26 protein-coding genes and 1 pseudogene are annotated in these 26,092 nt (G+C 70.4%); 10 read left to right on the forward strand and 17 right to left on the reverse strand.

Going from position 1 to position 26,092, the window contains the following annotated elements; genetic code table 11:
* The first annotated feature begins 111 nt into the window (after window positions 1–111).
* Window positions 112–516: a DUF4307 domain-containing protein gene (locus OKJ99_RS21515; RefSeq protein WP_326018711.1), complete on the forward strand. Its 405-nt coding sequence runs from the start codon at window positions 112–114 to the stop codon at window positions 514–516.
* 178 nt (window positions 517–694) lie between these two features.
* Window positions 695–1,192 carry a transcription elongation factor GreA gene (gene greA / locus OKJ99_RS21520; protein WP_326018765.1) on the forward strand — a complete coding sequence of 166 codons (498 nt, stop codon included), beginning with the start codon at window positions 695–697 and terminating at the stop codon, window positions 1,190–1,192.
* Window positions 1,193–1,207: 15 nt separating this feature from the next.
* Here the strand turns inward: greA and OKJ99_RS21525 are convergent.
* The 3 genes and pseudogenes from OKJ99_RS21525 to ilvA all read right to left on the reverse strand — a co-directional run.
* A pseudogene (locus OKJ99_RS21525) lies at window positions 1,208–1,945 on the reverse strand (ABC transporter permease); the annotation flags it as partial.
* Entirely contained in the window at window positions 1,942–2,940 is a 999-nt protein-coding gene (locus OKJ99_RS21530) for an ATP-binding cassette domain-containing protein (RefSeq protein ID WP_326018713.1), read from the reverse strand. The gene OKJ99_RS21530 and the pseudogene OKJ99_RS21525, both read right to left, overlap by 4 nt.
* A 136-nt stretch (window positions 2,941–3,076) precedes the next feature.
* A complete protein-coding gene (ilvA, locus tag OKJ99_RS21535; RefSeq protein ID WP_326018715.1) occupies window positions 3,077–4,318 on the reverse strand; it encodes a threonine ammonia-lyase in 1,242 nt (413 codons plus the stop codon).
* 175 nt (window positions 4,319–4,493) lie between these two features.
* Between ilvA and OKJ99_RS21540 the strand changes: the two genes are divergently transcribed.
* The 3 genes from OKJ99_RS21540 (at window position 4,494) to OKJ99_RS21550 (ending at window position 5,788) form a co-directional block, all read left to right on the forward strand.
* A complete protein-coding gene (locus OKJ99_RS21540) occupies window positions 4,494–4,979 on the forward strand; it encodes a MarR family winged helix-turn-helix transcriptional regulator (RefSeq protein ID WP_326018767.1) in 486 nt (161 codons plus the stop codon).
* 78 nt (window positions 4,980–5,057) lie between these two features.
* A complete protein-coding gene (locus OKJ99_RS21545) occupies window positions 5,058–5,537 on the forward strand; it encodes a sigma factor-like helix-turn-helix DNA-binding protein (RefSeq protein ID WP_326018717.1) in 480 nt (159 codons plus the stop codon).
* Complete coding sequence (locus OKJ99_RS21550) at window positions 5,534–5,788, forward strand: hypothetical protein (RefSeq protein ID WP_326018719.1); 255 nt, start codon at window positions 5,534–5,536, stop codon at window positions 5,786–5,788. Before OKJ99_RS21545 ends, OKJ99_RS21550 begins: the two co-directional genes overlap by 4 nt.
* 1 nt (window position 5,789) lies before the next feature.
* On the opposite strand, the gene OKJ99_RS21555 is transcribed toward OKJ99_RS21550, so the two are convergent.
* Complete coding sequence (locus OKJ99_RS21555; RefSeq protein WP_326018721.1) at window positions 5,790–6,965, reverse strand: cystathionine gamma-synthase; 1,176 nt, start codon at window positions 6,963–6,965, stop codon at window positions 5,790–5,792.
* A gap of 107 nt (window positions 6,966–7,072) precedes the next feature.
* On the opposite strand from OKJ99_RS21555, the gene OKJ99_RS21560 reads away from it, so the two are divergent.
* Window positions 7,073–8,170 carry a hypothetical protein gene (locus OKJ99_RS21560; RefSeq protein WP_326018723.1) on the forward strand — a complete coding sequence of 366 codons (1,098 nt, stop codon included), beginning with the start codon at window positions 7,073–7,075 and terminating at the stop codon, window positions 8,168–8,170.
* Between the two features lie 29 nt (window positions 8,171–8,199).
* On the opposite strand, the gene OKJ99_RS21565 is transcribed toward OKJ99_RS21560, so the two are convergent.
* Together OKJ99_RS21565 and OKJ99_RS21570 are read right to left on the reverse strand one after the other, a co-directional pair.
* A complete protein-coding gene (locus OKJ99_RS21565) occupies window positions 8,200–8,544 on the reverse strand; it encodes a DUF1330 domain-containing protein (protein ID WP_326018725.1) in 345 nt (114 codons plus the stop codon).
* A 110-nt stretch (window positions 8,545–8,654) separates the two neighbouring features.
* A complete protein-coding gene (locus OKJ99_RS21570) occupies window positions 8,655–9,698 on the reverse strand; it encodes an NAD(P)-dependent alcohol dehydrogenase (protein ID WP_326018727.1) in 1,044 nt (347 codons plus the stop codon).
* A gap of 129 nt (window positions 9,699–9,827) precedes the next feature.
* Between OKJ99_RS21570 and OKJ99_RS21575 the strand changes: the two genes are divergently transcribed.
* A complete protein-coding gene (locus OKJ99_RS21575; protein ID WP_326018729.1) occupies window positions 9,828–10,742 on the forward strand; it encodes an MmyB family transcriptional regulator in 915 nt (304 codons plus the stop codon).
* Between the two features lie 32 nt (window positions 10,743–10,774).
* Here the strand turns inward: OKJ99_RS21575 and OKJ99_RS21580 are convergent, their stop codons facing one another.
* The 7 genes from OKJ99_RS21580 to OKJ99_RS21610 form a co-directional block, all read right to left on the reverse strand.
* Window positions 10,775–11,569 carry a group II truncated hemoglobin gene (locus OKJ99_RS21580; RefSeq protein WP_326018730.1) on the reverse strand — a complete coding sequence of 265 codons (795 nt, stop codon included), beginning with the start codon at window positions 11,567–11,569 and terminating at the stop codon, window positions 10,775–10,777.
* A gap of 71 nt (window positions 11,570–11,640) precedes the next feature.
* Window positions 11,641–12,786 (reverse strand): LCP family protein, encoded by a 1,146-nt coding sequence (locus tag OKJ99_RS21585; RefSeq protein ID WP_407700736.1) that lies wholly within the window; start codon window positions 12,784–12,786, stop codon window positions 11,641–11,643.
* A complete protein-coding gene (locus OKJ99_RS21590) occupies window positions 12,783–14,888 on the reverse strand; it encodes a bifunctional polysaccharide deacetylase/glycosyltransferase family 2 protein (protein WP_326018734.1) in 2,106 nt (701 codons plus the stop codon). The genes OKJ99_RS21585 and OKJ99_RS21590 overlap by 4 nt, the downstream gene beginning before the upstream one ends.
* Before the next feature lie 243 nt (window positions 14,889–15,131).
* Complete coding sequence (locus OKJ99_RS21595; protein WP_326018735.1) at window positions 15,132–15,818, reverse strand: ABC transporter ATP-binding protein; 687 nt, start codon at window positions 15,816–15,818, stop codon at window positions 15,132–15,134.
* A 46-nt stretch (window positions 15,819–15,864) separates the two neighbouring features.
* On the reverse strand, window positions 15,865–17,376 hold the full coding sequence (locus tag OKJ99_RS21600) for an ABC transporter permease (RefSeq protein WP_326018737.1): 1,512 nt from the start codon (window positions 17,374–17,376) through the stop codon (window positions 15,865–15,867).
* Window positions 17,377–17,556: 180 nt separating this feature from the next.
* Complete coding sequence (locus tag OKJ99_RS21605) at window positions 17,557–18,816, reverse strand: L,D-transpeptidase (protein ID WP_326018739.1); 1,260 nt, start codon at window positions 18,814–18,816, stop codon at window positions 17,557–17,559.
* A gap of 232 nt (window positions 18,817–19,048) precedes the next feature.
* Window positions 19,049–19,390, reverse strand: a complete 342-nt coding sequence (locus tag OKJ99_RS21610) for a hypothetical protein (RefSeq protein ID WP_326018741.1) — start codon at window positions 19,388–19,390, stop codon at window positions 19,049–19,051.
* Between the two features lie 60 nt (window positions 19,391–19,450).
* On the opposite strand from OKJ99_RS21610, the gene OKJ99_RS21615 reads away from it, so the two are divergent.
* Window positions 19,451–19,783, forward strand: a complete 333-nt coding sequence (locus OKJ99_RS21615) for a hypothetical protein (protein ID WP_407700737.1) — start codon at window positions 19,451–19,453, stop codon at window positions 19,781–19,783.
* A 27-nt stretch (window positions 19,784–19,810) separates the two neighbouring features.
* Here the strand turns inward: OKJ99_RS21615 and OKJ99_RS21620 are convergent, their stop codons facing one another.
* From OKJ99_RS21620 to OKJ99_RS21635, 4 genes are all read right to left on the reverse strand, one after another.
* A complete protein-coding gene (locus OKJ99_RS21620; RefSeq protein ID WP_326018745.1) occupies window positions 19,811–20,971 on the reverse strand; it encodes a GGDEF domain-containing protein in 1,161 nt (386 codons plus the stop codon).
* 119 nt (window positions 20,972–21,090) lie between these two features.
* Window positions 21,091–21,903, reverse strand: a complete 813-nt coding sequence (locus tag OKJ99_RS21625; RefSeq protein WP_326018747.1) for an enoyl-CoA hydratase/isomerase family protein — start codon at window positions 21,901–21,903, stop codon at window positions 21,091–21,093.
* Between the two features lie 39 nt (window positions 21,904–21,942).
* Entirely contained in the window at window positions 21,943–23,073 is a 1,131-nt protein-coding gene (locus OKJ99_RS21630) for an adenylate/guanylate cyclase domain-containing protein (protein ID WP_326018749.1), read from the reverse strand.
* Window positions 23,074–23,201: 128 nt separating this feature from the next.
* Window positions 23,202–24,074 carry a biotin--[acetyl-CoA-carboxylase] ligase gene (locus OKJ99_RS21635; RefSeq protein ID WP_326018751.1) on the reverse strand — a complete coding sequence of 291 codons (873 nt, stop codon included), beginning with the start codon at window positions 24,072–24,074 and terminating at the stop codon, window positions 23,202–23,204.
* Window positions 24,075–24,223: 149 nt separating this feature from the next.
* On the opposite strand from OKJ99_RS21635, the gene OKJ99_RS21640 reads away from it, so the two are divergent.
* Together OKJ99_RS21640 and OKJ99_RS21645 are read left to right on the forward strand one after the other, a co-directional pair.
* Window positions 24,224–25,828, forward strand: a complete 1,605-nt coding sequence (locus OKJ99_RS21640; protein WP_326018753.1) for an acyl-CoA carboxylase subunit beta — start codon at window positions 24,224–24,226, stop codon at window positions 25,826–25,828.
* A gap of 11 nt (window positions 25,829–25,839) precedes the next feature.
* Window positions 25,840–26,046 carry an acyl-CoA carboxylase subunit epsilon gene (locus OKJ99_RS21645; RefSeq protein ID WP_326018755.1) on the forward strand — a complete coding sequence of 69 codons (207 nt, stop codon included), beginning with the start codon at window positions 25,840–25,842 and terminating at the stop codon, window positions 26,044–26,046.
* Window positions 26,047–26,092: the final 46 nt, after the last annotated feature.

Consider the following 26,092-nt stretch of genomic DNA (forward strand, 5'->3'; position numbering starts at 1 on the left):
GGGGCGCCCGGGTGCCTGGAGTGCAACGGGCGGCTTCTATAGTGACGGAACCCGGGGGTGGAAAATTCCGGTGCCCGTCCAGTTGTCGGGCGACGCGAGAGGAACTGGCCGATGAGCGCCGTGCAGCAGCTGCCCGAGGGCCGATACGGATCCTCGCGCTCCGCCGACGCCCGCGCCGACCGCAAGCTGAAGCTCACGGGAATCGTCCTCGGCGCCCTGTTCGCGGCCCTGATGATCTGGTTCGGCTGGTACTACGTCGTCGGCGGCAGCAAGTTCAGCGGCGAGGTCATCGCCTTCGACACGAACAAGCACGACGTCCAGGTCCACATGGAGATCCGCAAGGACACCGACGCGAGCGGCTACTGCACGATCCGCTCGCAGGACGCCGCCGGCGCCGAGGTGGGGCGCGCCGACTTCCGCTTCGATCAGAAGTCCGAGCGGATCGACAAGGTCGTCACGCTGAAGACGACGGGCGACGGCACGACCGCTGAGCTCCTGGGCTGCCACGCCGACTGATTGTCGATACGGGCCGGCGAAACAGCGGGCGCTGACCTGCGCCGACGCAACGCTGATGCCTTTTGTCCTCCCCCTTTCACGCCTGAATTGTTAGGCTCGTGGTTTCGCCCACTCAGTAGGGAACATCCTTCTGAGTAGGGCGATGCTTTGTATACCCAGTACCTACGAGGAGCGACCTGTGACCCAGACCAGCGAAGACGTCACCTGGCTGACGCAGGAGGCGTACACCAAGCTCAGGGACGAGCTGGCGCACCTGTCTGGTCCCGCGCGCGAGGAAATCACGCAGAAGATCGCCGCGGCACGCGAGGAAGGCGACCTGCGGGAGAACGGCGGGTACCACGCGGCCAAGGAGGAGCAGGGCAAGCAGGAGCTCCGCATCCGCCAGCTGACCCAGCTCCTGGAGCGGGCCAAGGTCGGTGAGGCCCCGGCGGCGACCGGCGTGGTCGCGCCCGGCATGGTCGTCACGATCGCCTTCGACGGCGACGAGGACGACACCCTGGAGTTCCTGCTCGCCTCGCGCGAGTACGCGAGCAGCGACTTCGAGACCTACTCCCCCCAGTCCCCGCTCGGCTCGGGGGTCAACGGCCACAAGGTGGGCGAGGACGCCGAGTACGAGCTGCCGAACGGCAAGAAGGCCTCGGTGCGGATCCTCAAGGCGGAGCCGTTCAACGGCTGACGCCCAGTGGACACAGAGCGGGGCCCACACCGGATGTTCCATGGGCCACGCGCCGGTCACCGACTTGGGGACACCGGCGATCGTGTTGCCGAACAGCTCGCGTGCCGCCTGCACCGTGGCGCTGAAGGGGTTCCACTCGGCGACGTACTGAAGGAACTTCGGCATGCCGTTGACCGGGACGAACGCGTTCGAGATGAACGTCAGCGGGAACAGCCAGATCAGGCCGCCCGAGGTCGCCGCCTCCGGGGTGCGCACGGTCAGACCGATCAGAGCGCCGATCCAGGTGAACGCGTAGCCGAGCAGCAGGAGCAGGCCGAAACCGGCCAGCACCTCCCCGATGTTCGTGTGTGTACGCCACCCGACGAGCAGCGCCACCAACGCCAGCACGACCAGCGTCACGGCCGTCTGCACCAGGTCGGCGAGGGTGCGGCCCGTGAGCACCGCGCCGCGCGCCATAGGCAGTGACCGGAACCGGTCGATGAGGCCCTTGTGCATGTCGTCGGCGATGCCCGCGCCCGCGCCGGCCGTGGCGAAGGTGACGGTCTGCGCGAAGATGCCCGCCATCAGGAATTCCTTGTAGGCACCGGCACTGACCCCGGCGCCCGGGATGGCGATCGAGCCGCCGAAGACGTACGTGAACAGGACCACGAACATCACCGGCTGGATGATCCCGAAAAGGATCATCTCGGGGATCCGGGTCATCCTGATCAGGTTCCGCTTGCCGATGACCAGGGAGTCGTTCCAGGCGCTCATTTCTTCGCCCCCTTCGTCTCCTCGGCCGCATCAGCCTCATCAGCCGCGTCGGCCTGCTCGGCCACATGGCCGGTCAGCGAGATGAACACGTCGTCCAGGGTCGGGCGGCGCAGGCCGATGTCGTCGATCTCGATGCCGCGCGCGTCCAGGTCACGGATGACCTCCGCGAGGAGCTTCGCGCCGCCGGTGACCGGGACGGTCAGCTTGCGGGTGTGGTCGTCGACGGTGGCCTCGCCCTTGCCGAAGCCGGCCAGGATCTCTCGCGCCGTCTCGATGTGCTCGCGCTCGTGCACCACGACCTCGACGCGCTCGCCGCCGGTCTGCGCCTTGAGCTGGTCGGCGGTGCCGCGGGCGATGACGCGGCCGTGGTCCACGACGCAGATGTCGTGCGCCAGGTGGTCGGCCTCTTCCAGGTACTGGGTGGTGAGCAGCAGTGTCGTGCCGCCGGCGACCAACTCCTGGATGACTTCCCACAGTTGCTGCCGGTTGTGCGGGTCCAGGCCCGTCGTCGGCTCGTCCATGAACATCACCGGCGGGGACACGACGAGCGCGGCCGCGAGGTCGAGCCTGCGGCGCATGCCGCCGGAGTACGTCTTGGAGGGGCGGTCGGCGGCGTCCACGAGGTTGAAGCGCTCGAGGAGTTCGACGGCCCGCTTCTTGGCGTCCTTCTTGGACAGCTGGTAGAGCTGCCCGACCATCTGCAGGTTCTCGCGCCCCGTCAGATATTCGTCGACCGCGGCGAACTGGCCGGACAGGCCGATGGAGCGCCGCACTTCGTTCGGATTCTTCAGTACGTCGATACCCGCGACGACCGCCCTGCCGCTGTCCGGCGTGAGCAGGGTCGTCAGGCAGCGCACGGCCGTCGTCTTCCCCGCCCCGTTCGGCCCCAGCAGGCCGAGGACCGTGCCCTCCGGTACGTCCAGATCGACGCCGTCCAGAGCCCTTACGTCGCCGAAGGTCTTGACCAGACCTTCGGCGTAGATAGCGCCTGGCATGCGGTTCCCCCAGTGTGTGGACTGATACCTAACTGACTACCTATGTGAGGAAAGTGTAAATTTGCCGGGCTCCCCGCGCCCGGCAAGAGTGAAGCGCGCCACACACTAACGCGATGTATCGCGTACCGCCACGGAATTACTCGATGACCGTGTAGCCCGCCTCCCGCAGCGCCGCGCCGACCTCGGTGCAGTGCGCGGGACCCTTGGTCTCCAGGTGCAACTCCACCTCCGCCTCCGTGAGTCCGAGCCGCGGATCGGTCCGTACGTGGCTCACATCGGTGACGTTAGCGTCGACCACTGACAACACCTGGAGGAGCGTGGCCAGGGCGCCGGGGCGGTCGGTCAGGCGAAGGCGCAGCGAGAGGTAGCGGCCCGCGGCGGCCAGGCCGTGGGTGAGGACGCGCTGCATCAGGAGCGGGTCGATGTTGCCGCCGGACAGCAGCGCGACGACCGGGCCCTCGAAGGCTCCGGGCTCGCTCAGGAGCGCCGCCACGGGGCTCGCGCCCGCGGGCTCGACGACCAGCTTGGCGCGCTCGAGGCAGAGCAGCAGAGCACTGGAGAGCGCGTCCTCGGAGACCGTACGGACCTCGTCGACCAGGCCGGAGACGAGCTCGAACGGGATGTCGCCGGGCCGCCCCACCTTGATCCCGTCGGCCATCGTCGACGGGGACGGGATCGCGATCGGGTGCCCCGCGGCCAGCGAGGGCGGGTACGCGGCCGCGCCCGCCGCCTGCACGCCGATCACCTTCACGTCGGGCCGCAGCGCCTTCACCGCGACCGCGATGCCGGCCGCGAGTCCGCCGCCGCCGACGCCGACCAGGATGGTCCGCACCTCCGGGCACTGCTCCAGGATCTCCAGGCCGAGCGTGCCCTGGCCCGCGACGACGTCCGGGTGGTCGAAGGGGTGGATGAACACCGCCCCGGTCTCCTCCGCATACTGCTGCGCCGCCGCGAGGGTCTCGTCGACCACCTGTCCGTGCAGGCGTACCTCGGCGCCGTACCCACGGGTCGCGGCGACCTTCGGCAGGGGCGCGCCGACCGGCATGAACACCGTGGAGCGCACGCCGAGGAGCGAGGAGGCGAGGGCCACTCCTTGCGCGTGGTTGCCCGCGCTCGCGGCCACGACCCCGGCGGCCCGCTCCTCGGGCAGCAGGCCCGCGATCCGCACGTAGGCGCCGCGCAGCTTGAAGGATCCGGTGCGCTGGAGGTTCTCGCATTTGAGGTGGACCGGCGTCCCTGCCAGCTGGGACAGGTGGTGGCTGTGCGCCATCGACGTCACACGCGCCACCCCGGAAAGCATCTTCTGGGCGCCGCGGACATCGTCGAGGGTCACCGCGGGCGCGGGGGTGGGCAAGTAGTCAGACGCGCTGTTGCTCATGACGAAAGTCTTGCAGCTCACGGCGCACGCCTCTCGGGATGCTCACGCTGCGAGACCGGATTGCGCACGGCCGGTACGGCCAGCGCTTTCGCCGCGTACCCTGTGGGCCAATCCAGTGCAATCCACCACCCACGCATGAAGTGAGCCCCCGGCCATGCCCACACCACAGGAAACGATGGACATGACGACCGCTGGTGACACCGGCCTCCTCGAAACGCTCCAGCACGAGGTGGCGGTCTTCGCCCGTCGCGCCGAACAGACCCGGCTCGGCGGGGTCGGGCAGGTGCGAAATTCGATGGATCGAGCGGCCTATCTGCTGCTCAACCGCCTCGACAAGGAAGGCCCGATGGGCGTCAAGGCGCTCGCGTCGAGCATGGGGATCGACTCCTCGACGGTGACCCGCCAGGTCGCCCCGCTCGTCGACACGGGGCTCGTCAAGCGCACCTCTCACCCGGAGGACGGACGTGCGGTGGTGTTGCAGTTGTCGCCGCGCGGTGCGGCCCGGCTGGACGAGGTACGCACATCCAGGCAGGAATTGATGGCGCAGTTGACGCAGGAGTGGGAGCCGCAGGAGCGCGAGCAGTTCTGTGCGCTCCTCGCACGCTTCAATTCCGCGCTCTCCGCTCGCCACGGCCAGCCGACTCCGCCCGCCGACTCCTGACGGTTCCCCGGCACACCAGTACGGCATGACCGACTCCCGCCTCTTGACCAGGGAGCCGCGGTCGGCCTCATATGAAGGGTGCGTCAACGGCAGGCGTTGCAGGACGCCCGCCGGGCCCGTGAGTTCGAGGCGTTCGTCGCGGGCGCGGCCGGGCGACTGCTGCGTGCCGCGACACTCCTTACGGGGGAACCTTCGGACGACAACCCGCGCGCGCGGAAGCTGCTCACGGCCGCCCTCGGCCGGACGTACGCCTCCTGGGACCGTCTTCGGGGTGAGGATCCCTACGACTGCGCGCGCAAGGATCTGGCCGTCCGGTTCGCCCGCGGCGCCTGGCGACAGCACCGCGCGCGTGGCGGCGCGTTGGGTCGGCTCAGCCCTCAGGAGCGGCTTGTTCTCGTGCTGCGGCTCTTCGAAGGGGTCGGCGAGGAGCAGACCGCGTCGCTGCTCGGGCTGCCCGCGGAGCGCGTCCGCACCGTGCACGCGCGGGCGATGGCCCTCGTCCTGCACCCGCCGCGCGGCCCCGCGCCCGCCGATCTGCGGGGAGCGGCCCCGGCATGAGTCTCCAGGAGCGCAATGAGGCGGCCGTGCGTGCCGTGCTCGACAGCGGGCCCGCGCCCGTGGTGCCGACGGAGCTGTGCGCGGACGCGATGCGCAGGGGCGGCCGCGCGCGCAAGCGGCGCCGGGCGGTGTCGCGGTTCCTGTGGTTCGTGCTGGTCGTCGCCGTCGTGGCGTTCGTCGTGTGGGCGACGGTCGAGCGGCCGTGGGTGGAGCCGCCCTCGAAGACGACTCCACAGCTGACCGGCTGGTGACCTACTTCTTGTCGAGCGCCTGCTGGAGGTCCGCGAGCAGGTCGTCGACCGACTCGATGCCCACGGAGAGCCGTACGAGGTCGGCGGGGACCTCCAGGGCGGAGCCCGCGACGGAAGCGTGCGTCATCCGGCCCGGGTGCTCGACGAGGGACTCGACGCCGCCGAGGGACTCGCCCAGCGTGAAGAGCTTCGCCCGGTTGCAGACCTCGACGGCGGCTTCCTCGCCGCCCTCGACCTGGAAGGACACCATGCCGCCGAAGGCCTTCATCTGCTTCGCCGCGATCTCGTGCCCGGGGTGCTCGGGCAGGCCCGGGTAGAGCACCTTCGTGACCCGCGGGTGGCGGGAGAGCATGTCGGCGACGCGGGTCGCGTTCTCGCTGTGCCGGTCCATGCGGACGGGCAGCGTCTTGATGCCGCGCAGCACCAGCCAGGCGTCGAAGGGGCCTGCGATCGCGCCCATCGCGTTCTGGTGGAACGCGAGGTCCTCGGCGAGGGCGTCGTCGTTGACGACAAGCGCGCCGCCGACGACGTCGGAGTGGCCGCCCATGTACTTGGTCATCGAGTGCACGACGACGTCGGCGCCGAGCGCGAGCGGCTGCTGGAGGTAGGGGCTGGCGAAGGTGTTGTCGACGACGAGCTTGGCCCCGGCATCGCGGGCGACCTGGGCGACGGCGGCGATGTCGGTGATTCCGAGGAGCGGGTTGGAGGGCGTCTCCACCCACACGGCCTTGGTCATCGGGGTGATCGCGGCGCGCACCGACTCGACGTCGCTGGTGTCCGCCACCGACCACTCGACGCCCCACCGCGTCACGACCTTCGCGAACAGCCGGAACGTGCCGCCGTACGCGTCGTTCGGGATGACCACGTGGTCGCCGGGGCTGAGCAGCGTGCGCAGCAGGCAGTCCTCGGCGGCGAGCCCGGAGGCGAAGGCGAGCCCGCGCCTGCCGCCCTCAAGGGCGGCGAGGTTCTCCTCCAGCGCGGTACGGGTCGGGTTGGCGCTGCGGCTGTACTCGTATCCGCCGCGCAGGCCGCCCACGCCGTCCTGCTTGTACGTGGAGACCTGGTAGATCGGCGGGACGACGGCGCCGGTCACGGGGTCGGCCGTGTTGCCGGCGTGGATGGCGGTGGTCTCGAAGCCGCGCGGGGTGCTGCCGCTGTGGCTGTGCGTGTCGCTCATGGCGCCCGAGCGTAGGCGCTCCGGCGCGCGGAGGTGGGGCGCAGCGCCCTTTTACCGCCACCGCGGTCGGGAACCCCGTGTCGGACCGGCACGTTAGCGTTGTTGATATGGGAATTCTCTGGGGGCTGATGGCCGCGGTCATGATCGGGCTCGTGGTGTCGCAGTTGCTGCGCCGCCGCGGCGGGATTCGGCAGGTCGCTCCGGGGTCGCCGGACGCCGCCGACCCGGCCGACTACGGGTTCATGCTTCAGGAGGAGCTGGACGTCCGGCTCCCGGGGCCCGACCAGGACCTGCTCGACGTGATGGCGGTCGTGCAGCGGAACCAGGACTTCACCGCGGCCGCCCAACTGCTCGCCGGGACCGGCAAGGAGACCGAGACCCGGTGGGAGCGCGTGCAGGCGGTCGCGGGGGCCGCGGCCCTCGAGGCCCAGCAGACGCCGCGGCTCGGTGCCGGGTGGCTGCACGCGTGGCGGTCGCAGCAGCCGAAGGACGCGGGCGGGGCGCAGGTCTTCGCCGAGTTCCTGGTGCAGCAGGCGTGGCGCGGCGGCGGCACGCCCGACGAGCAGCGGATCGTCCTCGAAGAGGCGCGCGATGCCTGTGACCAGGCGGCGCTGCTCGCTCCCGGCGACCCCGTCCCGCACATCACGCACCTCGCCGTCGCGCGCGGACTCGGCTACTCGCAGGCCGAGTTCGAGCAGCTGTGGCTGAAGATCCTCGACACCGCGCCGGGACACATGGGCGCCCATCTGGCCGGACTTCGGTACTGGACGGAGAAGTGGCACGGCTCGCGCGAGCAGGCCTTCTCGTTCGCCGAGGCCGCCGCCGCGCGTGCGCCGCGCGGCTCGCTGCTCGCCGCGCTGCCGCTGTTCGCGCTGTACGAGCACGTGCCCGAGGTGAACCTGGTGCGCGGCTTCTACGAGAGCGAGGTCGTCACGAAGGCCCTGCACGGGGCCCTGTTCGCGGTGCACTCCGCGCGCCCCGACGACCCGATGCTCGCGCACGTCCGGCACCTGCTGGTGTTCTTCCTGGTACGCGGCGAGCGCTGGTCCGAGGCGATGCGGCAGCTGGTGCACGTCGACGGGCATGTGGGCGCGATCCCGTGGACCGCCGAGCCCGACCCGGCGGCCTCGTACGCGGTGTACCGGGCGCTCGCCGTGGCCGGTTACGAGGCGAACGGCGGGAGCCCGGCGACGCTGCGGCACTGATCCCCTCCGGGGCCTGCCGGAACCGCTGATCAGCCGGCCGCGCGCATGGCGGCCGCCGTGCGCGCCGCGTCGTACGACTCCGGGACGCCCTCCAGGAGCACCAGGCTGCCGGGCAGGTGGTCGGTGCGCAACGGGAGGATCTGCTGGTAGGCGGGGGACGCGTACCAGGCGTGGGCCGCCTCCAGGTCGGGGAACTCGATCATCACGATGCCGCCGAGCGGCTCCCCTTCCAGCCACTCCCCCTTCGTGCCGTGGACCAGGAAGCGGCCGCCGTACGGGGTGAAGGTGGACTGGACGCGCTCGATGTACGTGAGGACGTCGGGGTGCGGCGCGCCGGGCGTGGTGCCGAGTACGGCGATGGCGTAGGCGGTCATGGAAGAGCCCTCCCTCGGGTCCGGCAGGATCTGGTGGGTACGGGGTCGATCCTGCCGGGGCCCGGGGAGGGCGGCCATGACCTCTCAGGTCATGAAAGTGGTGCGGACGCTCAGATGGTCGCCGCGTCGATCACGAAGCGGTAGCGCACGTCCGAGCCGAGGACCCGCTCGTACGCCTCGTTGACCTGGCTCGCCTCGATCAGTTCGATCTCGGCGCCGAGGCCGTGCTCGGCGCAGAAGTCGAGCATCTCCTGGGTCTCGGCGATGCCGCCGATCATGGAGCCGGCGAGCACCTTGTTGCCGCCGATGAGGGAGAACAGGTTGAGCGCGATCGGCTCCTCGGGGGCGCCGACGTTGACGAGCGCGCCGCCCGTCTTCAGCAGGCCCAGGTAGGCGCCGAAGTCCACCTGCGCGGAGACCGTGGAGAGGATGACGTCGAAGGTGCCGGCCAGCTCCTCGAAGGTCTTCGGGTCGCTGGTCGCGTAGTAGTGGTCGGCGCCCAGCTTCAGGCCGTCGTCCTTCTTGCGCAGCGACTGCGAGAGGACGGTGACCTCCGCGCCGAGCGCGTGCGCGATCTTGACGCCCATGTGGCCGAGGCCGCCGAGACCGACGACCGCGACCTTCTTGCCGGGGCCCGCGCCCCAGTGCTTCAGCGGGGAGTACGTGGTGATGCCGGCGCAGAGCAGCGGCGCGGCCACGTCGAGCGCGAGGCCCTCGGGGATGCCGAGGACGAAGCCCTCGGTGACGACGACCTTCTGCGAGTAGCCGCCGTAGGTGGGCTCGCCGTCCTTGCCGACGGCGTTGTACGTCTGGACGTTCCCCTTGACGCAGTGCTGCTCCTGGCCGGAACGGCAGGGCTCGCACTGGCCACAGGAGTCGACCATGCAGCCGACGCCGACCCGGTCGCCGACCTTGAACTTGGTGACGCCCGCGCCGACGGCCTCCACGACACCGGCGATCTCGTGCCCCGGCACCATCGGGAAGATGGCCTCGCCCCAGCCCTCGCGGGCCTGGTGGATGTCGGAGTGACAGATTCCGGCGAACTTGATGTCGATCAGTACGTCGTGCTCGCCGACGGTGCGGCGCTCGATGGTGGTGCGCTCCAGCGGGGCCTTGGCGCTGGGGGCGGCGTATGCGGCAACAGTCGTGGTCATGGCCTCCAGCCTGCTCCCGACCCACCCGGATCTCCAAAGAATGCGCAGGTCACCGCTTTGCGTACGTTCAGTGGTCCTACTACTGGCGGGGTCAGGCTCCCGGTCGTACGACGGGGAATACTGGACAGCATGGACGAGAACGATGCGGCCGGGGAACCCGCGGCGGACCGCCCGGACCACCTGGACCGGCGCGCCGAGCTGAGCGAGTTCCTGCGTACCCGGAGGGCCCGGCTCAAGCCGGAGGACGTGGGGCTCGCCTCGATGGGGCGGCACCGGCGGGTGCCGGGCCTGCGGCGCGAGGAGCTGGCGCAGCTCGCCGGGGTCTCGGTCGCGTACTACACGCGCCTGGAACAGGGCAACGGGCGCAATGTGTCGGCGGAGGTGCTCGACGCGATCGCGCGCGCCCTGCGGCTCAGCGACACCGAGCACGCGCACCTCGTCCACCTGGCCAGTCCGACCCGGCAGCGCCGCAAGCACCCGGCACCCAAGCGGCAGCAGCAGGTGCGGCCCGCGCTGCGCCACCTGCTCGAATCGCTGGAGGGCGTGCCCGCCTACATCGGCGGGGCGCGCTCGGACATCCTCGCGTGGAACCGGATGGCGGCGGCGCTGTTCGGCGACTGGGGGCGGATGCCGCGCGCGGAGCGGAACTGGGCGCGGCTCACGTTCCTGAACCCGGACTACCGGGAGCTGTTCATCGACTGGGACTCCAAGGCGACCGACATGGTGAGCTATCTGCGGCTGTACGCGGGACGCAATCCGGAGGACCCGGAGCTGTCGGCCCTGGTCGGCGAACTCTCCGTCAAGAGCGAGGAGTTCAGGCGGCTGTGGGCCACCCACGACGTGAAGGAGAAGGGCCACGGCGTGAAGCGCATGCGGCACCCCCTGGTGGGTGAACTGACGCTCGCCTACGAGACGTTGCACCTGCCGGACGACGACGGGCAGTTCCTGTCCGTGTACCACGCGGAGCCGGGATCGGCGTCGGCGGAGGCGCTGCGGTTGCTGGCGAGTTGGGGTGTGGACGACTCGGTGCGGGCGAAGTTGTAGACGTCTCGGGGCTCCGCCCCGGGCCCCGCTCCTCAAGCGCCGGAGGGGCTTGATAGGTACGGGTGCGCCGCGCCCCACGTCCAGTGCGGCACCGGCTGTTCCGACGGGCGTTCTGCTCCCGGGCCCGAGAAGTGGAGCGCCAGGCGTGTGCCCCACTCGATGTACGCGAGGAACGCGGAGCGGAACTCCGCGTCCGTCGGCAGGTCCGCCTCGTCGGCGGCGTCCTGGATGAGGTTGACCCAGCGGCGGCGCTGCGGTTCCGTGACGCCCTTGCCGATGTGCATGGCCACCATGTGGCTGTGGCCGCCGTGCTGTTCGGAGTAGGCCTCAGGGCCGCCGAAGACCTCGCCGAGCCACAGGGCCACATGTGCCGCGTGCTCCGCCGGAAGGTCGGCGAAGAGCGGGCCGAGGAGGTCGTCCTTCACCACCTTCGTGTAGAAGATTGCGGTGAGGCGGTCGAACGCCGCCGCGCCGCCCGCCCATTCGTAGAGCGTGGGTTCCGACGAGCCCGTGCCGCGCACCGTGGTCGGCGCGTAGTGGCGCATCTCGTCGATGTACCCGACGTAGGGGCGGATCTCGGTGAGGAACACCGGGAAGAGCTCGGAGGCGCGGAAGCCCTTCAGGTGGTCCTCGGTCGACGTCCACACGATGCGCAGGATGTAGTGCTCGAAGTCCTCTTCGCAGCGGGTGAGTTCGTACGAGACGCAGTGCTCCGAGGCCGCCAGTTGCCGTGCCGCGCGGGTGTACGCCGCCAGGAACTCGGCCGAGCGGTCCTCGGGGATGCGGTAGCGGATGTACTCGATGGTGCGCTGGGATCGAGTCGTCATGCGCCACACCAAACCACCTCGGGGGTGCCCCGGCCACGCTGTCAGCGACGAGCACAACCGGAGCGTCCCGCTCAGCCCTGGAGGGTCACCGGCCGGTCCTCCCGCAGCTCGGAGAAGAGAAGGTTCGCCTTCTCCTTGTCCCAGAGGATGGCGCTGCCCTTGGAGGTGGCGAGGCCCAACGTGCCCACGGGCACGCCCAGTTGCCTGCCCTGCCCCGACGACACCCCTTGCATCGCCTTGAACAGCCGCGTCAGCTCCGGAACCCCCGTCGACTTATCGACGATGAGCGTGTCCAGGCCCGCGCCCGCGGTGCCGTACATGGTGGACGGGTTCATCAGCACGCCGGGCGACGAGGCCTTCTTGGCGAGCGCGGAGAGGAACTTCTGCTGGTTGCGGGAGCGGCCGACGTCGCCCTCCTTCTCCTGGTGGCGCTGGCGCACGAAGCCGAGCGCCTCGCGGCCCGTCAGGTTGTGGCAGCCCTTGGCCAGGTCGAGCCCCGCCTTGTCGTCGACGATGTGCCGGTCGACGCACATCGGCACGCCGCCGACCGCGTCGACGATGCCGACGAACCCGGCGAAGCCGATCTCCGTGTAGTGGCTGATCCGCAGCCCGGTGTTCGACTCGACCGCGCGGACCAGGAGTTCGGGACCGCCGAGCGAGAACGCCGCGTTGAGCTTGTTCTTCGCCGGCTTGTGGTGGATGCCGGTCTTCGGGTCCACGTACGGCGGGATGGTGACCCAGGAGTCACGCGGCAGGCTGGTGAGGGTGGTGCCGTGGGCGCCGGTGTGCAGCACCATCATCGAGTCGGTGCGGCGCCCCTCGGAGCCCAGCTCGGAGCCGGTGTGCAGGTTCTTGGTCTGCTTCTCGCTGAGGCCCTCGCGGCTGTCGGAGCCCACGATCAGGTAGTTGGTGCCCTTGCCCGGGGCTGCCCGGGTCGGCAGCGAGGCCAGGTCGACCTCCCCGTCGAGCCGGGTGCCCGCCCACACGTACGTCCCCGCGCCCGCAAGCACCGCGAGGAGCACGAGCAGGCAGAGTCCGCGCACCAGGAGCCCGAACTTGGTGCGCCGCCGCTTGCGCTTGGGCTCGCGCTCGCTGCGCTTGTACCCGCCGTCGGCCCGCCCGCCGGGCCGGTTCGGCGGCACCGGGTCGTACGGGTGGTGCTCGACTTCGTACGAGTGGGGCGTCGGGGTGTATGCGCTGGGGTTCAAGGTCGTCACCTCGCGACCGGCAGGTCCGGCTGCTCGGCCGGCCTGACGATGTGCTGGGCCGCCGCGGCGGCCGTTCCGGAACGGTGCATGCGCTGCCACTTGAGCCGGCTGCCGCCCACGAAGGCCACCACGGACTGGATGACCACGAGGTACATCAACTGCCGGTACACGAACAGCTGGAGGGGCAGTGACCAGAGCGTGCGCCTGCGCTCTCCGTCGAGCTTCAGGGCGTACGCCGCGACGACCATCTGGAGGCCGAGGAAGCCCAGCCAGGCCACCACGGACGTGACCGTGTCACCGGCGAACACGGCGCTGTAGAACATGAAGACGTCGATCATCGGGGCAAGGAGCGGCAGCACGACCTGGAAGAGGAACAGGTAGGAGAGGCCGCGCCGCCCGAAGCGGCCCGCGGGCCCGACCTCCAGGACCGCGCCCCGGTGCTTCCACATCGCCTGGAGGGTGCCGTAGCACCAGCGGTAGCGCTGGCGCCACAACTGCCGCAGGGACGTGGGCACTTCGGTCCACGCGATGGCGGTCTCCTCGTACACGACCCGCCAGCCGGCCCGCCACAGCGCCATGGTGAGGTCGGTGTCCTCGGCGAGGGTGTCCTCGCTCAGGCCGCCGACGCCCATCAGCGCGTCGAGCCGGAAGGCGCCGATCGCGCCGGGCACGGTCGTCATGCACTCCAGGACCTCGAACATCCGGCGGTCCAGGTTGAACCCGAAGACGTACTCCAGGTGCTGCCAACGGCCCAGCAGCCGCTTGCGGTTGCCGACCTTGGTGTTGCCGCTGACCGCGCCGACCGCCGGGTGGGCCAGTGGCTGGATCAGGCGCTGGATCGCGTCGGCCTCGAAGACGGTGTCCGAGTCGATCATCACGACGTACGGGCAACGGGTGTACTTCAGACCGTGGTTGAGGGCCGCCGCCTTGCCCGAGTTGGGCTGGCACAGCACCTGCACGCGCGCGTCGCGGGCCGCGTACTCACTCGCGATCTGCACCGTGCGGTCGCTCGACCCGTCGTCGATGACGATGATCTGCATCGGCTGGTGGGTGGAGGCGAGCAGCGAGCGCAGCGTCGCGCCGATACCGGCCTCCTCGTTGTACGCGGGTACGAGCACGGTCACCGGGTCGCGGATCTCGCGCAGCCAGGGCGAGCCGGGGCGGAACCGCTCCAGGCGCCTGACGTGCGCGCGGGCGAACAGCACGAGCACGAACAGGCGCAGCACACCGAGCCCCGCGGCCGCGAGGAGGACCCACGAGATGGCCGAGACGAAGCTGCGGCCGAGGGTCTGGAACCAGATCAGGCCCTGCCCGAGCCAGCGCACGGGCGCGGCCACCTCGGACGTCGCCCGCTGATTGGTCTGCGCGCCCTCCGTGATGGTGGCGAAGTTCGTGGCCTGCGGGTTCGCCAGCAGTTTCTGTGTCTCGCGGTAGCCGAGCGAGGTCTGGCTGAGCTGACGCACCAGGCCGTCCCGCACCCGCTGCCCGGAGTGGTCGGCCGCGACCAGGGTGTAGCCGTCGGCGGACGCCGCCTGAGCGGCGGGCCACTCGCCGCCGCACATCGTGGCGACGGTGGTGGTCATCGGCATCCGCAGGAGTGTGGTGTGGAAGCCGCCGCTGCCCGCGAACGCGCTCTGGGTCAGGCCCAGTTCGAGCTTGCTGCGCACCTTGGACGAGCTGCCCAGGTCGGCGCCGGTGTAGGTGTTGGAGCCGATGTCGTGCCCGTCGGCCCTGATCCGCTCGACCAGCTTCGGATGCTGCGCGGCCTTGGCGCCGTTGAGGAAGAACGTGGCGTGCGCGTGATGCTTCTTGAGCAGCGCGAGCAGCTTCGGTGTCGCCTTCGGATAGGGGCCGCCGTCATAGGTGAGCGCGACGGTGCCGGGCCGCATCGAGGCGCTGTGCACCCGGCCGCCGTCGATGGACAGCACCGGGCCCGCGCCGGAGGCCGACTCGGGCACGGGCCGCGTACAGGCAGGCTTCGCCTTGGCGCCGTCCACCTCGTTCTGGGTCCAGCCCTGGAAGAGGAGGGCACCGAGAAGCACCGGCAGGGTGAGGGCGAGCAGCAGCCAGTGCGCCCGCGGATCCCTTGCTTGTTTGTGTCGTGCCCCCATCAGGCGTCGGCGCCGGCGTTGCCGCCCGGCCGGCCCCGGTCCGGACGAAGCGACCACATTCGGCGCCCGTTCTCCACGTTCCACTCACACATGAGAGGCGAGTGTATTGATGTGACCGCTTGGGAATTGGGGCATTGGCAAACATCTGGGACCCGTGTGACACGTGACAAACGGCACACCCGCCGATTGAGTACAACCTTTTGGTTGCCACGTATTCACCTTGAAGCGATCGTGGGCGCCCCGTCAGGCCGCGGACGCGTTCTCCGTGACCGTGATCCGCCCCTGACTGATCGTCGCGAGGCGGGGCGCCTTCCGCGCGATCGCCGAGTCGTGGGTCACCATCACGAACGTCGGCCCGTGCTCCTTCCAGAGCTCCTCCAGTACGTCCATGATCTCGTCGCGCATCGACTCGTCGAGGTTGCCCGTCGGCTCGTCGGCGAGCAGCACCTTCGGGTTCTTCACCAGGGCCCGCGCGATGGCGACACGCTGCTGCTGACCGCCGGACAGCTCCGCCGGCAGATGCCGCAGCCGCTCACCGAGCCCCACGGACCGCAGCGCCTCCGCGGCCCGCTCCCGCCGCTCAGCGCCCTTGAGGCCCAGCGGCACGAGGGCCGTCTCGACGTTCTCCAGCGCGCTGAGCGTCGGGACGAGGTTGAAGGACTGGAAGACGAAGCCGATGGACTCGGCGCGGACCTTGGTGAGCCGGGCCTCCGGCAGCGTCGCCAGGTCGACCCCGTCGAGCACGACACTGCCCGCCGTCGGCCGGTCGAGCCCGCCGAGCATCTGGAGCAGGGTCGACTTGCCGCCGCCCGTGGGGCCCTGGATGACGAGCCGGTCGCCGTCGCCGATGGCCAGATCGACGCCCGCGAGCGCGTCGACGGTGTCCTTGCCGCGCCGGTACTGCTTGGTCACGCCGGTGAGCTGATACATGGTGCAACTCCTGTACTACGTAAGGTGATGGGCGGTACCGGTGGTGCTACTCGACGCGGCGCAGCGCGTCCGCCGGGCGGAGCCGCGAGGCCCGCCAGCCGCCGAACGCGCCGGCGATCAGCCCGCCGGCGACGGCGAGGCCGACCGCGAGGGCGATGGTGGTGGCGGAGACGGGCGCGCTGAGCGCGATGTCGAGGGTCTTCGCCCCTCCCCCTGCCGCCTGGCGCATCATTCCGCCGCCTCCGCCGAAGCCACCGCCACCGGGGCCGCCGCCCGTACCGGCACCGCCGCCCGTGCCGCCGCCCGTGCCGCCGAGCTGCGCGGACAGCGTGGGGCTGATCGCCGTCACGGCGTACGCGCCCGCGAGCCCGACGGCGATGCCGAGGACGCCACCGATCAGCCCGTTGACGACCGCCTCACCGACGACCTGCCGCGTCACCCGGCCCGACGTCCAGCCGAGCGCCTTGAGCGTGCCGAACTCCCGTACCCGCCGGGACACGGCCGAGGACGTGAGCAGCCCCGCCACCAGGAACGCGGCGACGAGCACCGCGATCGACAGCCACTTGCCGACGTTCGAGGCGAGGTTCGAGGCGGTCGACAGGGAGCCCGAGACGGTGTCGGCGAGATCGGCGGACGTGGTGACGGTGGTGCCGCCGACGTTCTTCTGGATGGCCGTCTTCACGGCGTCGATCTGCTGCGAGTCGGTCGCCCTGACGTAGACCGTCGTCACCTTGTTCTTGCTGTCCGCGAGCGTCTGGGCCTGCTTCAGCGGCACGTAGAGATTGGCTGCGGCGTCCCCGCTGTCGGCGGTCGCCACCCCGATGACCCGGTACTTGGCGCCCTTGACCGTGACCTTGTCGCCGACGGCGAGCTTCTTCTCCTTCGCGTACGAGGAGTCGACGACGGCGACCTTCGCGTCCGTCTCGGAGGTCGTGAAGCTCCGCCCCTTGGTGATCTTCGAGGAGGTCAGCGGGCCGAGCTTCTGCCGGGTGACGTCGGTGCCGTAGACGGAGAAGGAGTTGACGTCGAAGTTGGCGCCACCGCCCTGCACGCGACCCTGCGGCTGGCCGCCCTCACCGCCGCCGCCGGGGCCGCCCTGCGCGCCACCGCCGTTGCTCTCGTCCTGCTTGAACTGGCCGCGCGTGAACTGTCCGCTGACCTTCATCACCTGCAGGCTGAGCCCGCCGACCGTGTCGGCGACGCCCTGCTGGTCGGCGACCTTCGAGACGGTCGAGTCGGCGAGGGTCGTCAGGCCCTGCACCATCACCCGGTCGCTGGACTGCTGCTTGTCCCCGGAGTCGCTGTCCTTGGCGTCGAAGTCGAACCTCGGCCGGCCCGTGTCGTCACCCGCCTTCGGCGCGCTCGCGGCCTTGGTGACGGTCATGTCCGTACCCAGGCCGTAGAGCGACTGCAGGACCTTCCCCTGCGCCTGGGTCATCCCGGAGGACACCGAGTTGACCACGATGACGAGCGCGATCCCGAGCGCGAGCCCGGAGGCGACGACGAGCGCCGCTTTTCTGCGGCGGCGCAGCTCACGCCGGAGATAGGTGAAGAACATCGAAGCCTCGCCGATGACGGCCCACTCAAAAGGGGGCGTTTGATAAGGAATCAGCGGAAGCCGGAGCGTTCGATGACGCTCCGGCTCCCGCTGCGGCGAAACGGTATGGCGGCGTTGTAAGGGTTGCGTGAGGCCGTCATGAGAACGACATGAGACCCCCGCCGGGTATGACCCGGCCCGTTACGCGGCGGAACCCGCCTTCCACTGCTCCCAGTCCATGTTCCAGCCGTTCAGCCCGTTGTCCGGCTGGACCGTCTTGTCACCGGTGTTCTTGATGACGACGACGTCGCCGACCATCGAGTTGTTGTAGAACCAGGCGCCCGGCGTGCTGCCGTCATTGGCGCCCTTGGCGTCCTGGAGGCCGACGCAGCCGTGGCTGGTGTTCGCGCCACCGAAGATCGACTTGGCGCCCCAGTAGTTGCCGTGGATGAACGTGCCGGAGCTCGACAGACGCATCGCGTGCGGCACGTCCTTGATGTCGTACTCGCCCTTGCCGTCGCCGTCCTTGAAGCCGACCGTCGCGCCGTCCATCCGGGTCTCCTTGAACTTCTCGGAGATCACCATCTGGCCCTCGTACGTCTTGTTCTCGGGCGAACCGGCGGAGATCGGGATGGTCTTGACCGTCTTCCCGTCCCGCGTGACCGTCATCATCTTGGTCTTCGCGTCGACCGTCGAGACCTGGTTGCGGCCGACCTTGAACGAAACGGTCTTCTGCTGCACACCGGTCACGCCGTCCGCGCCCTCGACCCCGTCCAGGTCGAGCTTCAGCGTGACGGTGGAGCCGCCCTTCCAGTAGTCATCGGGCCGGAAGTCGAGACGGGTGTCGTTGAACCAGTGCCCGACGACCTCCTGGCCGCTGCTGGACGTGACGGTGACGTGGTCCTGGACGTCGGCCTTGTTGCTGATGGCCTTGTCGAAGTTGATCGACACCGGCATGCCGACACCGACGGTCGAGCCGTCCTCCGGCGTGAAGTTCCCGATGAAGCTGTTGGCCGGGGACACCGTCGTGAACTGCGAGTTCTCGTGGGCCGCGCGGCCGTCGGAGTCCTTCGCCTCGGCAGCGATCTTGTACGTCGTGGCGCGCTCGAGCTGGTTCGTCGGCTTCCAGCTCTTCTTGTCGGCGGCGATCTGCCCGTCGACCTTCGTGCCGTCGGCCGTGGTCATGGCGACATCGGTGAGCGATCCCTTGCTCACGGTGACCTTCGCGGCGCTGTTGATGCTCGCGTTGTCGGAGCCGTCCTTCGGCGCGATCTTGATATCGGCCTCGGAGGTCTTCTTCGCCGCGGCCTCGTCGGCCTGCGCCTGCGATTCCTTCTTGCCCGAGCCGCCGCCCTCGTCGCCGCCGCCACAGGCCGTCAGCACGAGCACACCGCCGAGCAGAGCGGACGCGGCCATCAGACCCTTGCGCCGCTTACCGTCCGTTATCACACGCTTCTCCATAGTCGCCGAATTTCCCGACTTCGCCGAATTCCCCTGCCGCCGACCGCCCCGAGCCCGGTCGACAGCGGGCCCGAGAGGACACAACAGTCCCCTCGTTCCCAGTGAACGCCGTGACCGGTTCATCCCGTTCCCGAGGAACCGCCGGTGTGGGCAAGACCACGTCGAGCCCCTCACCAGGGACGACAAAACCCCGGGCAGCGGTTGCCGCCCAGGGTTCCCGTTTCAAGGACCGCTACACGCCGTCTCCCGCGTCCCCCTCCTCCTCATCATCCTCGCCGAGGTCCCAATCCGGCGAGTCGGGGTCGTAGTCGACCTGCTCACTGGACCAGGAGGCCTGCACGAGCTCGGTCCCCGGGACATCGGCGACCAGATCGAACGGATCCACGAGATACGCGACCGCCTCCGCCTCGTCCTCCTCCACGGCGCTCACCGCCTGCGCACGCTCCTCGGGCCCGGTCCCCTCGTCCTCCGCGACGCGCTGCAGCGCGGCCCCGGTCAGCGCCTCCGCGTCGCCGACCTCCAGGACCAATTCCACCTTCAGCCGAACAAAACGTGACGTGTCATCAGTACTCATGGCCGGAGCGTACGACCCATCCGCCCCGTGACTTTCCTGTGACCCGCGTCTGTCACTAACATGAGGGCACACGGCCAATTCGCCAGCGCCACAAGGGGGATCGCTTCCGTGTCTGCCGCACGTCGATCACTGTTCACCGCCACTGCCGCCGCTGCGCTCCTCGGCGCGCTGTGGTTCGTTCCCACAGCGACGGCGAACCCCGAGCGCATCACCCATGCCGACCAGCAGCGCACCACCACGGTGGTCACCGAGCAGTCGGACCGTCAACTCCGCCTGGCCGATACGGGACAGGTGGACACGACGCCGTATGTGATCGGTGGTTCGGCCTTCCTCGCCCTGGGGGTCGGCTTCGTGACGTTCTCGGTGCGCAGGGGCAGGGCGTTCGAGGTGTAGGAGCAACTGGCCCGGGCGGCACGTCACTTACCGGCCGGTGCCGGGTTCCAGGCCCCTGATCCTGCGCCGTTCGCCCTCGCCCGCAGCCGGTGGCGGGGAGTCCGCGAGGCGGACCACCGGGTCGTCGAGGCCGCCGTCGCGGCCGGCCACCACGGGCTTCGCCGCGCGCAGCGCCTTCGCCTTGTACTGTGCGGCGTCCGCGAGGCGGAAGAGGCGTCGCGCGTTGGCCACCTCGCCGATCGGGTCCCCGGTCGACGCGATGCCGCAGGCGACACCGTCACCGTGATCCAACTCGGCGGCCCGGGAGCAGATCTCGTCGCCCACCCGGACCACCTCGTCGGCCGAGGGCCCCACGGCCACGAGCGAGAACTCGTCGCCGCCGAGCCGCGCCGCGAGCGCTCCCGGCAGCATCGCGCCGCACAGCGAGAGCACCGTGCCGAACCGTTCGAGGAGCCGGTCGCCCGCCGCATGCCCGAAGGTGTCGTTGACCCGCTTCAGGCCGTTGAGGTCGCAGACGACGAGGCTGACCACGGAGCCGTCGGCCCGGTGCCGTTCCACGGCCTCGTCGAGGCGTATGTCGACCGCGCGCCGGTTGGCGAGGCCGGTCAGGGCGTCGGTGAAGGCGAGCCGGCGCGCCTCCTCCAGGCGTTCGGTCTGCGCGAGGCCGGCGGCGACGACCGCCGCGAGGACCGTGGCGAAGTCCGCGTCGGAGCGGTCGAACACCTCAGCCCCGGTCGGCCGCGCCACATACAGCTCACCCCACGCCCGCCCGTGCAGCACGATCGGCGCGACGACGCAGCAGCCGCGGCCCCTGCGGCGCAGCGCGGCGACCCGTTGGTGGCAGTAGCCGGCCCGGTCCACGGGGCCATCGGCCGTCTCGACCCAGGCGTCCGGCTCGCCGCCCTTGGCCCACCGTTCGTGCAGGAACTCGGTGATCTCGGGGAACTGGTGCACCGGGTAGCCCTCGCCCTCGGGGAACTCCTCCTCGCCCTCGGCCAGCTCCCCCACGTTGACGAGCACCCGCAGCCGTCCGCGCTCGCGCTCCCACATGGACAGTGCGGCGAAGCTCCCGGACAGCGCGCGGCAGGCGCCGCGCGCGGCCGCGCGCCAGGAGTCGCGCGGGCTGCGCGCAGCGGCCATGCCTTGCGCGAGCGTCACCACGGCGCGTAGCCGAACGTCCTCACCCATCACTCCAGAGTAAGGAGTTTTCCGGCATTTCGGTGAATTCGGTACGTCGATCCGAGGGTTCGGGCCGAATAACGGCTACGCAACGTAATCGGACGGGTCGGCGTCGCGACCGCTCCCCGTCACTCGCCCGGCCACCGCGGGCTGCGCTTCTCGTTGAACGCCGCCACCCCCTCGGCCCGGTCCCCGGAGAACGCCACGGACCGCCAGGCCGCGTCCTCCACCTCCAGGCCCGCCCGCAGGTCGAGGCCGTGCCCGAGGCGCAGCGCCTTCTTCGAGGCGCGCAGGCCGACCGGCGAGTTGGCGGCGATCCGGGCGCCGAGCGCGAGCGCCTCCTCGCGGTCCGAGCCCGCCTCCACGACCTGGTCCACGAGCCCGAGCTCCCCGGCCTCCGCCGCCCGCACCCGGCGCGCCGTGAAGATCAGCTCGGCGGCCCGCGCGGCCCCGACGCGGCGCGGCAGCAGCTGCGTACCGCCGCCGCCGGGGATCACGCCGACGGACACCTCGGGCAGCCCCATGACGGCCGTCCCGTCGGCCACGATCAGATCGCAGGCGAGCGCCAGCTCGAAGCCGCCGCCGAGCGCGAAGCCGTGCACGGCCGCGATCGTCGGCATCGGCAGCTCCAGGACGCCCGTGTACGCGGCGCGGGTGACGGGCCGCTGGCGCAGCAGATCCGCGTCGGAGAAGGAGTTGCGCTCCTTGAGGTCGGCGCCGACGCAGAAGGCGCGCTCGGCGCTGGAGGTGAGGACGACGACCCGGACGTCCCGGTCGGCCGCCAGCGCCTCGCAGGCGCCGGTGATCGAGCGGGCCATGTCGCTCGACACGGCGTTCATGGCCTTCGGCCGGTCGAGCACCAGCTCGGCGACCGTCCCGACGGCCTCGTCCCCGTGCCGCCGCACCGCCACGAACTCCCCGAACCGCCGCTCGTCACCCATGACACGCCCCTTCGGTTAACGCCAGTTAACCGAAGGTTGTCAGGTGCGCCTGGTCAGCGTCCAGGGCTCCACGACTCCGAGGCCGCGCACGGGCCGCTGCCACATGGGCTGCAACGCGAACCGGTAGGTGGGCGGCTCCTCGCCGTCCTCCTTCGCCTTCTGCGCCTCGGCCGCGGCCTCCGCCTCGGAGGTGGGCGTCTCCCCGATCCTGATCAGTTCCTGGGCGAAGGCGCCGTCCACCAGCACGTTGTCCCGTGGCGCTATCGACGTGAGGCGGCTCGCGAGGTTCACGGTCGAGCCGAAGACATCGCCCATCCGCGTGGTGACCGTGCCGAACGCGATGCCGACGCGCAGCTCCGGCATCGTCTCGTCGTTGCTCATCGTCTCGATCAGGCGCAGCGCGATCTCGCTCGCGATGCCCGCGTCGTCGGCCGCGTACAGGACCTCGTCGCCGAGGGTCTTGACGAGTCGGCCGCCGTGCGCCGCGACGAGGTCCGCGGCGGTGGTCTCGAAGGCCTCGACGAGCTCGCCGAGTTCCTCCTCCTCCATGCGCCGGGTGAGCCGCGTGAACCCGACGAGGTCCGCGAAGCCGACGGCGAGCCGCCGGTCGACCATCTCCTCGTCGTCACCGGCCTGCACGACGCGGCCGGTCGCCGCGGCGAGCTGGCGCCGCCACACGTAGACGAGGAACTCCTCCAGCTCCGGCAGGAGCAGCTCCATCAGCGGGTACGTGACCTCGGTGCGGGTCATGCCGGGTTCCGGCGGCTCGGTGAGGCCCTCCAGGAACGAGTCGATCTGCCACTCGGCGAGCCGCGCGGTGGTCTGTCCGGTGGACCGGGCGACCTGTACGGCCATGGCCTCGCTGAGCAGTCCCGCCTCCACGAGGCCCGCGAGGCGCCGCAGCGCCAGCACGTCCGCCTCGGTCAGCGCCTTGGCCTGGCCGATGTCGGCGAAGCCCATGGCCCGCCAGAACCGGGAGGCCAGTTCCATGGAGACGCCCGCGCTGCGCGCCGCCTGGAACGGGGTGTATCTGCGCTCAGCCCCGAGGATGAGCCCTTCGAGCCGCAGAGCGAGGGGATCCTCTGTCTCTGCCTCTCCTGGTTCCGCTCCTTCCGGCTTCTCGGGGTCGGTGGGGGAGCCCGTGCCGGAGCCCGAGTCGTCGACGGTCACGCCTGCTGCCCTTCCGATCTGCCGCGGTCAGGTATCGACCGGGCTCAACTCTACGGCAGCCTCTGTGCCCCACGTCACTCCGTTCGCTTCCGGGTGGTGTCGGCCGGGAGGCGCCGGGTGGTACACCTCTACGCAGGTCGCAGGTGGACGATATCGCCCGCGCCGACCGCCTCCCGGCCCCCGGCCTCCGTAGCGATCACCAGGCGGCCGTCGCCATCCACCGCGACCGCCTCGCCGATCAGCTCCCGGTCACCCGGCAGGATCGCCCGGACCCGGCGGCCGAGCGTGGCGCAGCCCGCCGCGTACGCCTCCTGCAAGCGGGAAAGCGCGGGGTCGCCCTCGGCCGCGCACCACTCGACGTACCACCGCTCCAGCGAACGCAGCACGGCCCGCAGCACCGGCTCCCGGTCGAAGACCTTCGCCCCGGCGAGCGTGAGCGAACCCGCCGTCGGGACGGGCAACTCGTCGGCGCGCAGCGAGACGTTCAGGCCGACGCCGATCACGACGCCGTCCGCCCCGGCCCGCTCCAGGAGGATGCCGCCGGCCTTGCGCTCCTCGCCTTCGACCGTGAGGAGCACGTCGTTCGGCCACTTCAGGGCGGTGTCGACGCCGGCCGCGGAGGAGAGTGCGCTGGCCACCGCGACCCCGGTGAGCAGCGGCAGCCAGCCCCAGCGCGCCACCGGCACCTCGTGCTCGCCCGGCTTGAGCAGCACGGAGAAGAACAGGCCCGAGCGCGGCGGCGCCGACCAGCTGCGGTCGAGCCGCCCGCGGGCCGCGCTCTGCTCCTCGGCGACGAGCACGGTGCCCTCGGCCACGGGCCCCGCCGAGGCCCGCTGCACCAGATCCGTGTTGGTGGACCCCGTGCGGGGCACCACCTCCAGGGACGACCACAGTCCCCCTTCCCGTACCAGGGACCGGCGCAGGCCGGCCTCGGCCAGGGGCGGCCGCTCCAGGTCGGACCAGGGGTTGGCGGGTACGTCTGAACCATCTCGCGGCGTCATGCAACCCAGCCTAGGTGTGGCAAAGACCGCACTGCTGAACGGTATTCAGGCCACTACGCTACGAATCAGTAGCCCCACTCCCCTTTTTTTAACCTTCCCCGAACCGTCCCCCGTGAGCAGCGTCGAAGCAGGCAGGGAGCCGCATCCCGATGTCCGAGTTGGAACAGCCGACAGCGCAGACCGACATCCACACGACCGCAGGCAAGATCGAGGATCTGCGGCGCCGGATCGATGAGGCGACCCATGCGGGTTCCGCCCGCGCGGTCGAAAAGCAGCACGCCAAGGGCAAGTTGACCGCCCGCGAGCGGATCGAGCTGCTGCTCGACGAGGACTCCTTCGTGGAGCTGGACGAGTTCGCCCGGCACCGCTCCACGGACTTCGGCCTCGATGCCAACAAGCCGTACGGCGACGGTGTCGTGACCGGTTACGGCACCGTGGACGGCCGTCCCGTCGCCGTGTTCTCGCAGGACTTCACGGTCTTCGGCGGGGCCCTCGGCGAGGTCTACGGGCAGAAGATCATGAAGGTGATGGACTTCGCGCTGAAGACCGGCTGCCCGGTCATCGGCATCAACGACTCCGGCGGCGCCCGCATCCAGGAGGGCGTCATGGCCCTCGGCATGTACGGCGAGATCTTCCGCCGCAACACGCACGCCTCGGGTGTCATCCCGCAGATCTCGCTCGTGGTCGGGCCGTGCGCGGGCGGCGCCGTCTACTCGCCCGCGATCACCGACTTCACGGTCATGGTCGACCAGACCTCGCACATGTTCATCACCGGCCCCGACGTCATCAAGACGGTCACCGGTGAGGACGTCGGCTTCGAGGAGCTGGGCGGCGCCCGCGCCCACAACTCGCGCTCGGGTGTCGCTCATCACATGGCGGGCGACGAGAAGGACGCGATCGAGTACGTCAAGTCGCTGCTGTCCTACCTGCCGTCGAACAATCTGAGCGAGCCGCCCTCCTTCCCCGAGGAGGCCGACCTCGCGCTCACCGACGAGGACCGCGAGCTCGACACCCTCATCCCGGACAGCGCGAACCAGCCGTACGACATGCGCACGGCGATCGAACACGTCGTGGACGACGCGGACTTCTTCGAGACCCAGTCGCTGTTCGCGCCGAACATCATCACCGGCTTCGGGCGCGTCGAGGGCAGCCCGGTCGGCATCGTCGCCAACCAGCCGATGCAGTTCGCCGGCTGCCTCGACATCCACGCCTCCGAGAAGGCCGCGCGGTTCGTCCGCACGTGTGACGCCTTCAACGTGCCGGTGCTGACCTTCGTCGACGTCCCCGGCTTCCTGCCGGGCGTCGAGCAGGAGCACGAGGGCATCATCCGGCGCGGCGCCAAGCTGATCTTCGCGTACGCCGAGGCCACCGTGCCGCTCATCACGATCATCACGCGCAAGGCCTTCGGCGGTGCCTACGACGTCATGGGCTCCAAGCACCTGGGCGCCGACCTCAACCTGGCCTGGCCCACCGCGCAGATCGCCGTCATGGGCGCGCAGGGCGCGGTCAACATCCTGCACCGCAAGACGATCGCCGCGGCCGAGGCCGCGGGGAACGTCGAGGAGACCCGCGCCCGCCTCATCCAGGACTACGAGGACACCCTCCTCAACCCCTACACGGCGGCCGAGCGCGGCTACATCGACGCGGTGGTCATGCCCTCCGACACCCGCGCCCACGTCGTCCGCGGCCTGCGTCAGCTGCGTACGAAGCGGGAATCACTGCCCCCGAAGAAGCACGGCAACATCCCGCTGTAAGGAGCGCCGCTGTGATGATCAAGGTCGTACGGGGCAATCCGACCCCCGAGGAGCTGGCCGCCGCACTGGCGGTGGTCCAGGCGCGCGCCGCGGCGGTCCCGGACGCCCCGGCCGCGGCGGCGGACCGGGACGCGTGGTCCGACCCGTCCCGCATCGCCCGGCACCGGCTGCCGGCTCCGGGGGCGTCGAGCTGGTCCCGCACCTACTGGCCCGCGTGACCATGTACGGGCCCGCGTGAATTAGTCCCTTCGTAGCGGGGCGCCG

Source organism: Streptomyces endophyticus, assembly GCF_035798155.1.
Taxonomy (GTDB): domain Bacteria; phylum Actinomycetota; class Actinomycetes; order Streptomycetales; family Streptomycetaceae; genus Streptomyces; species Streptomyces endophyticus.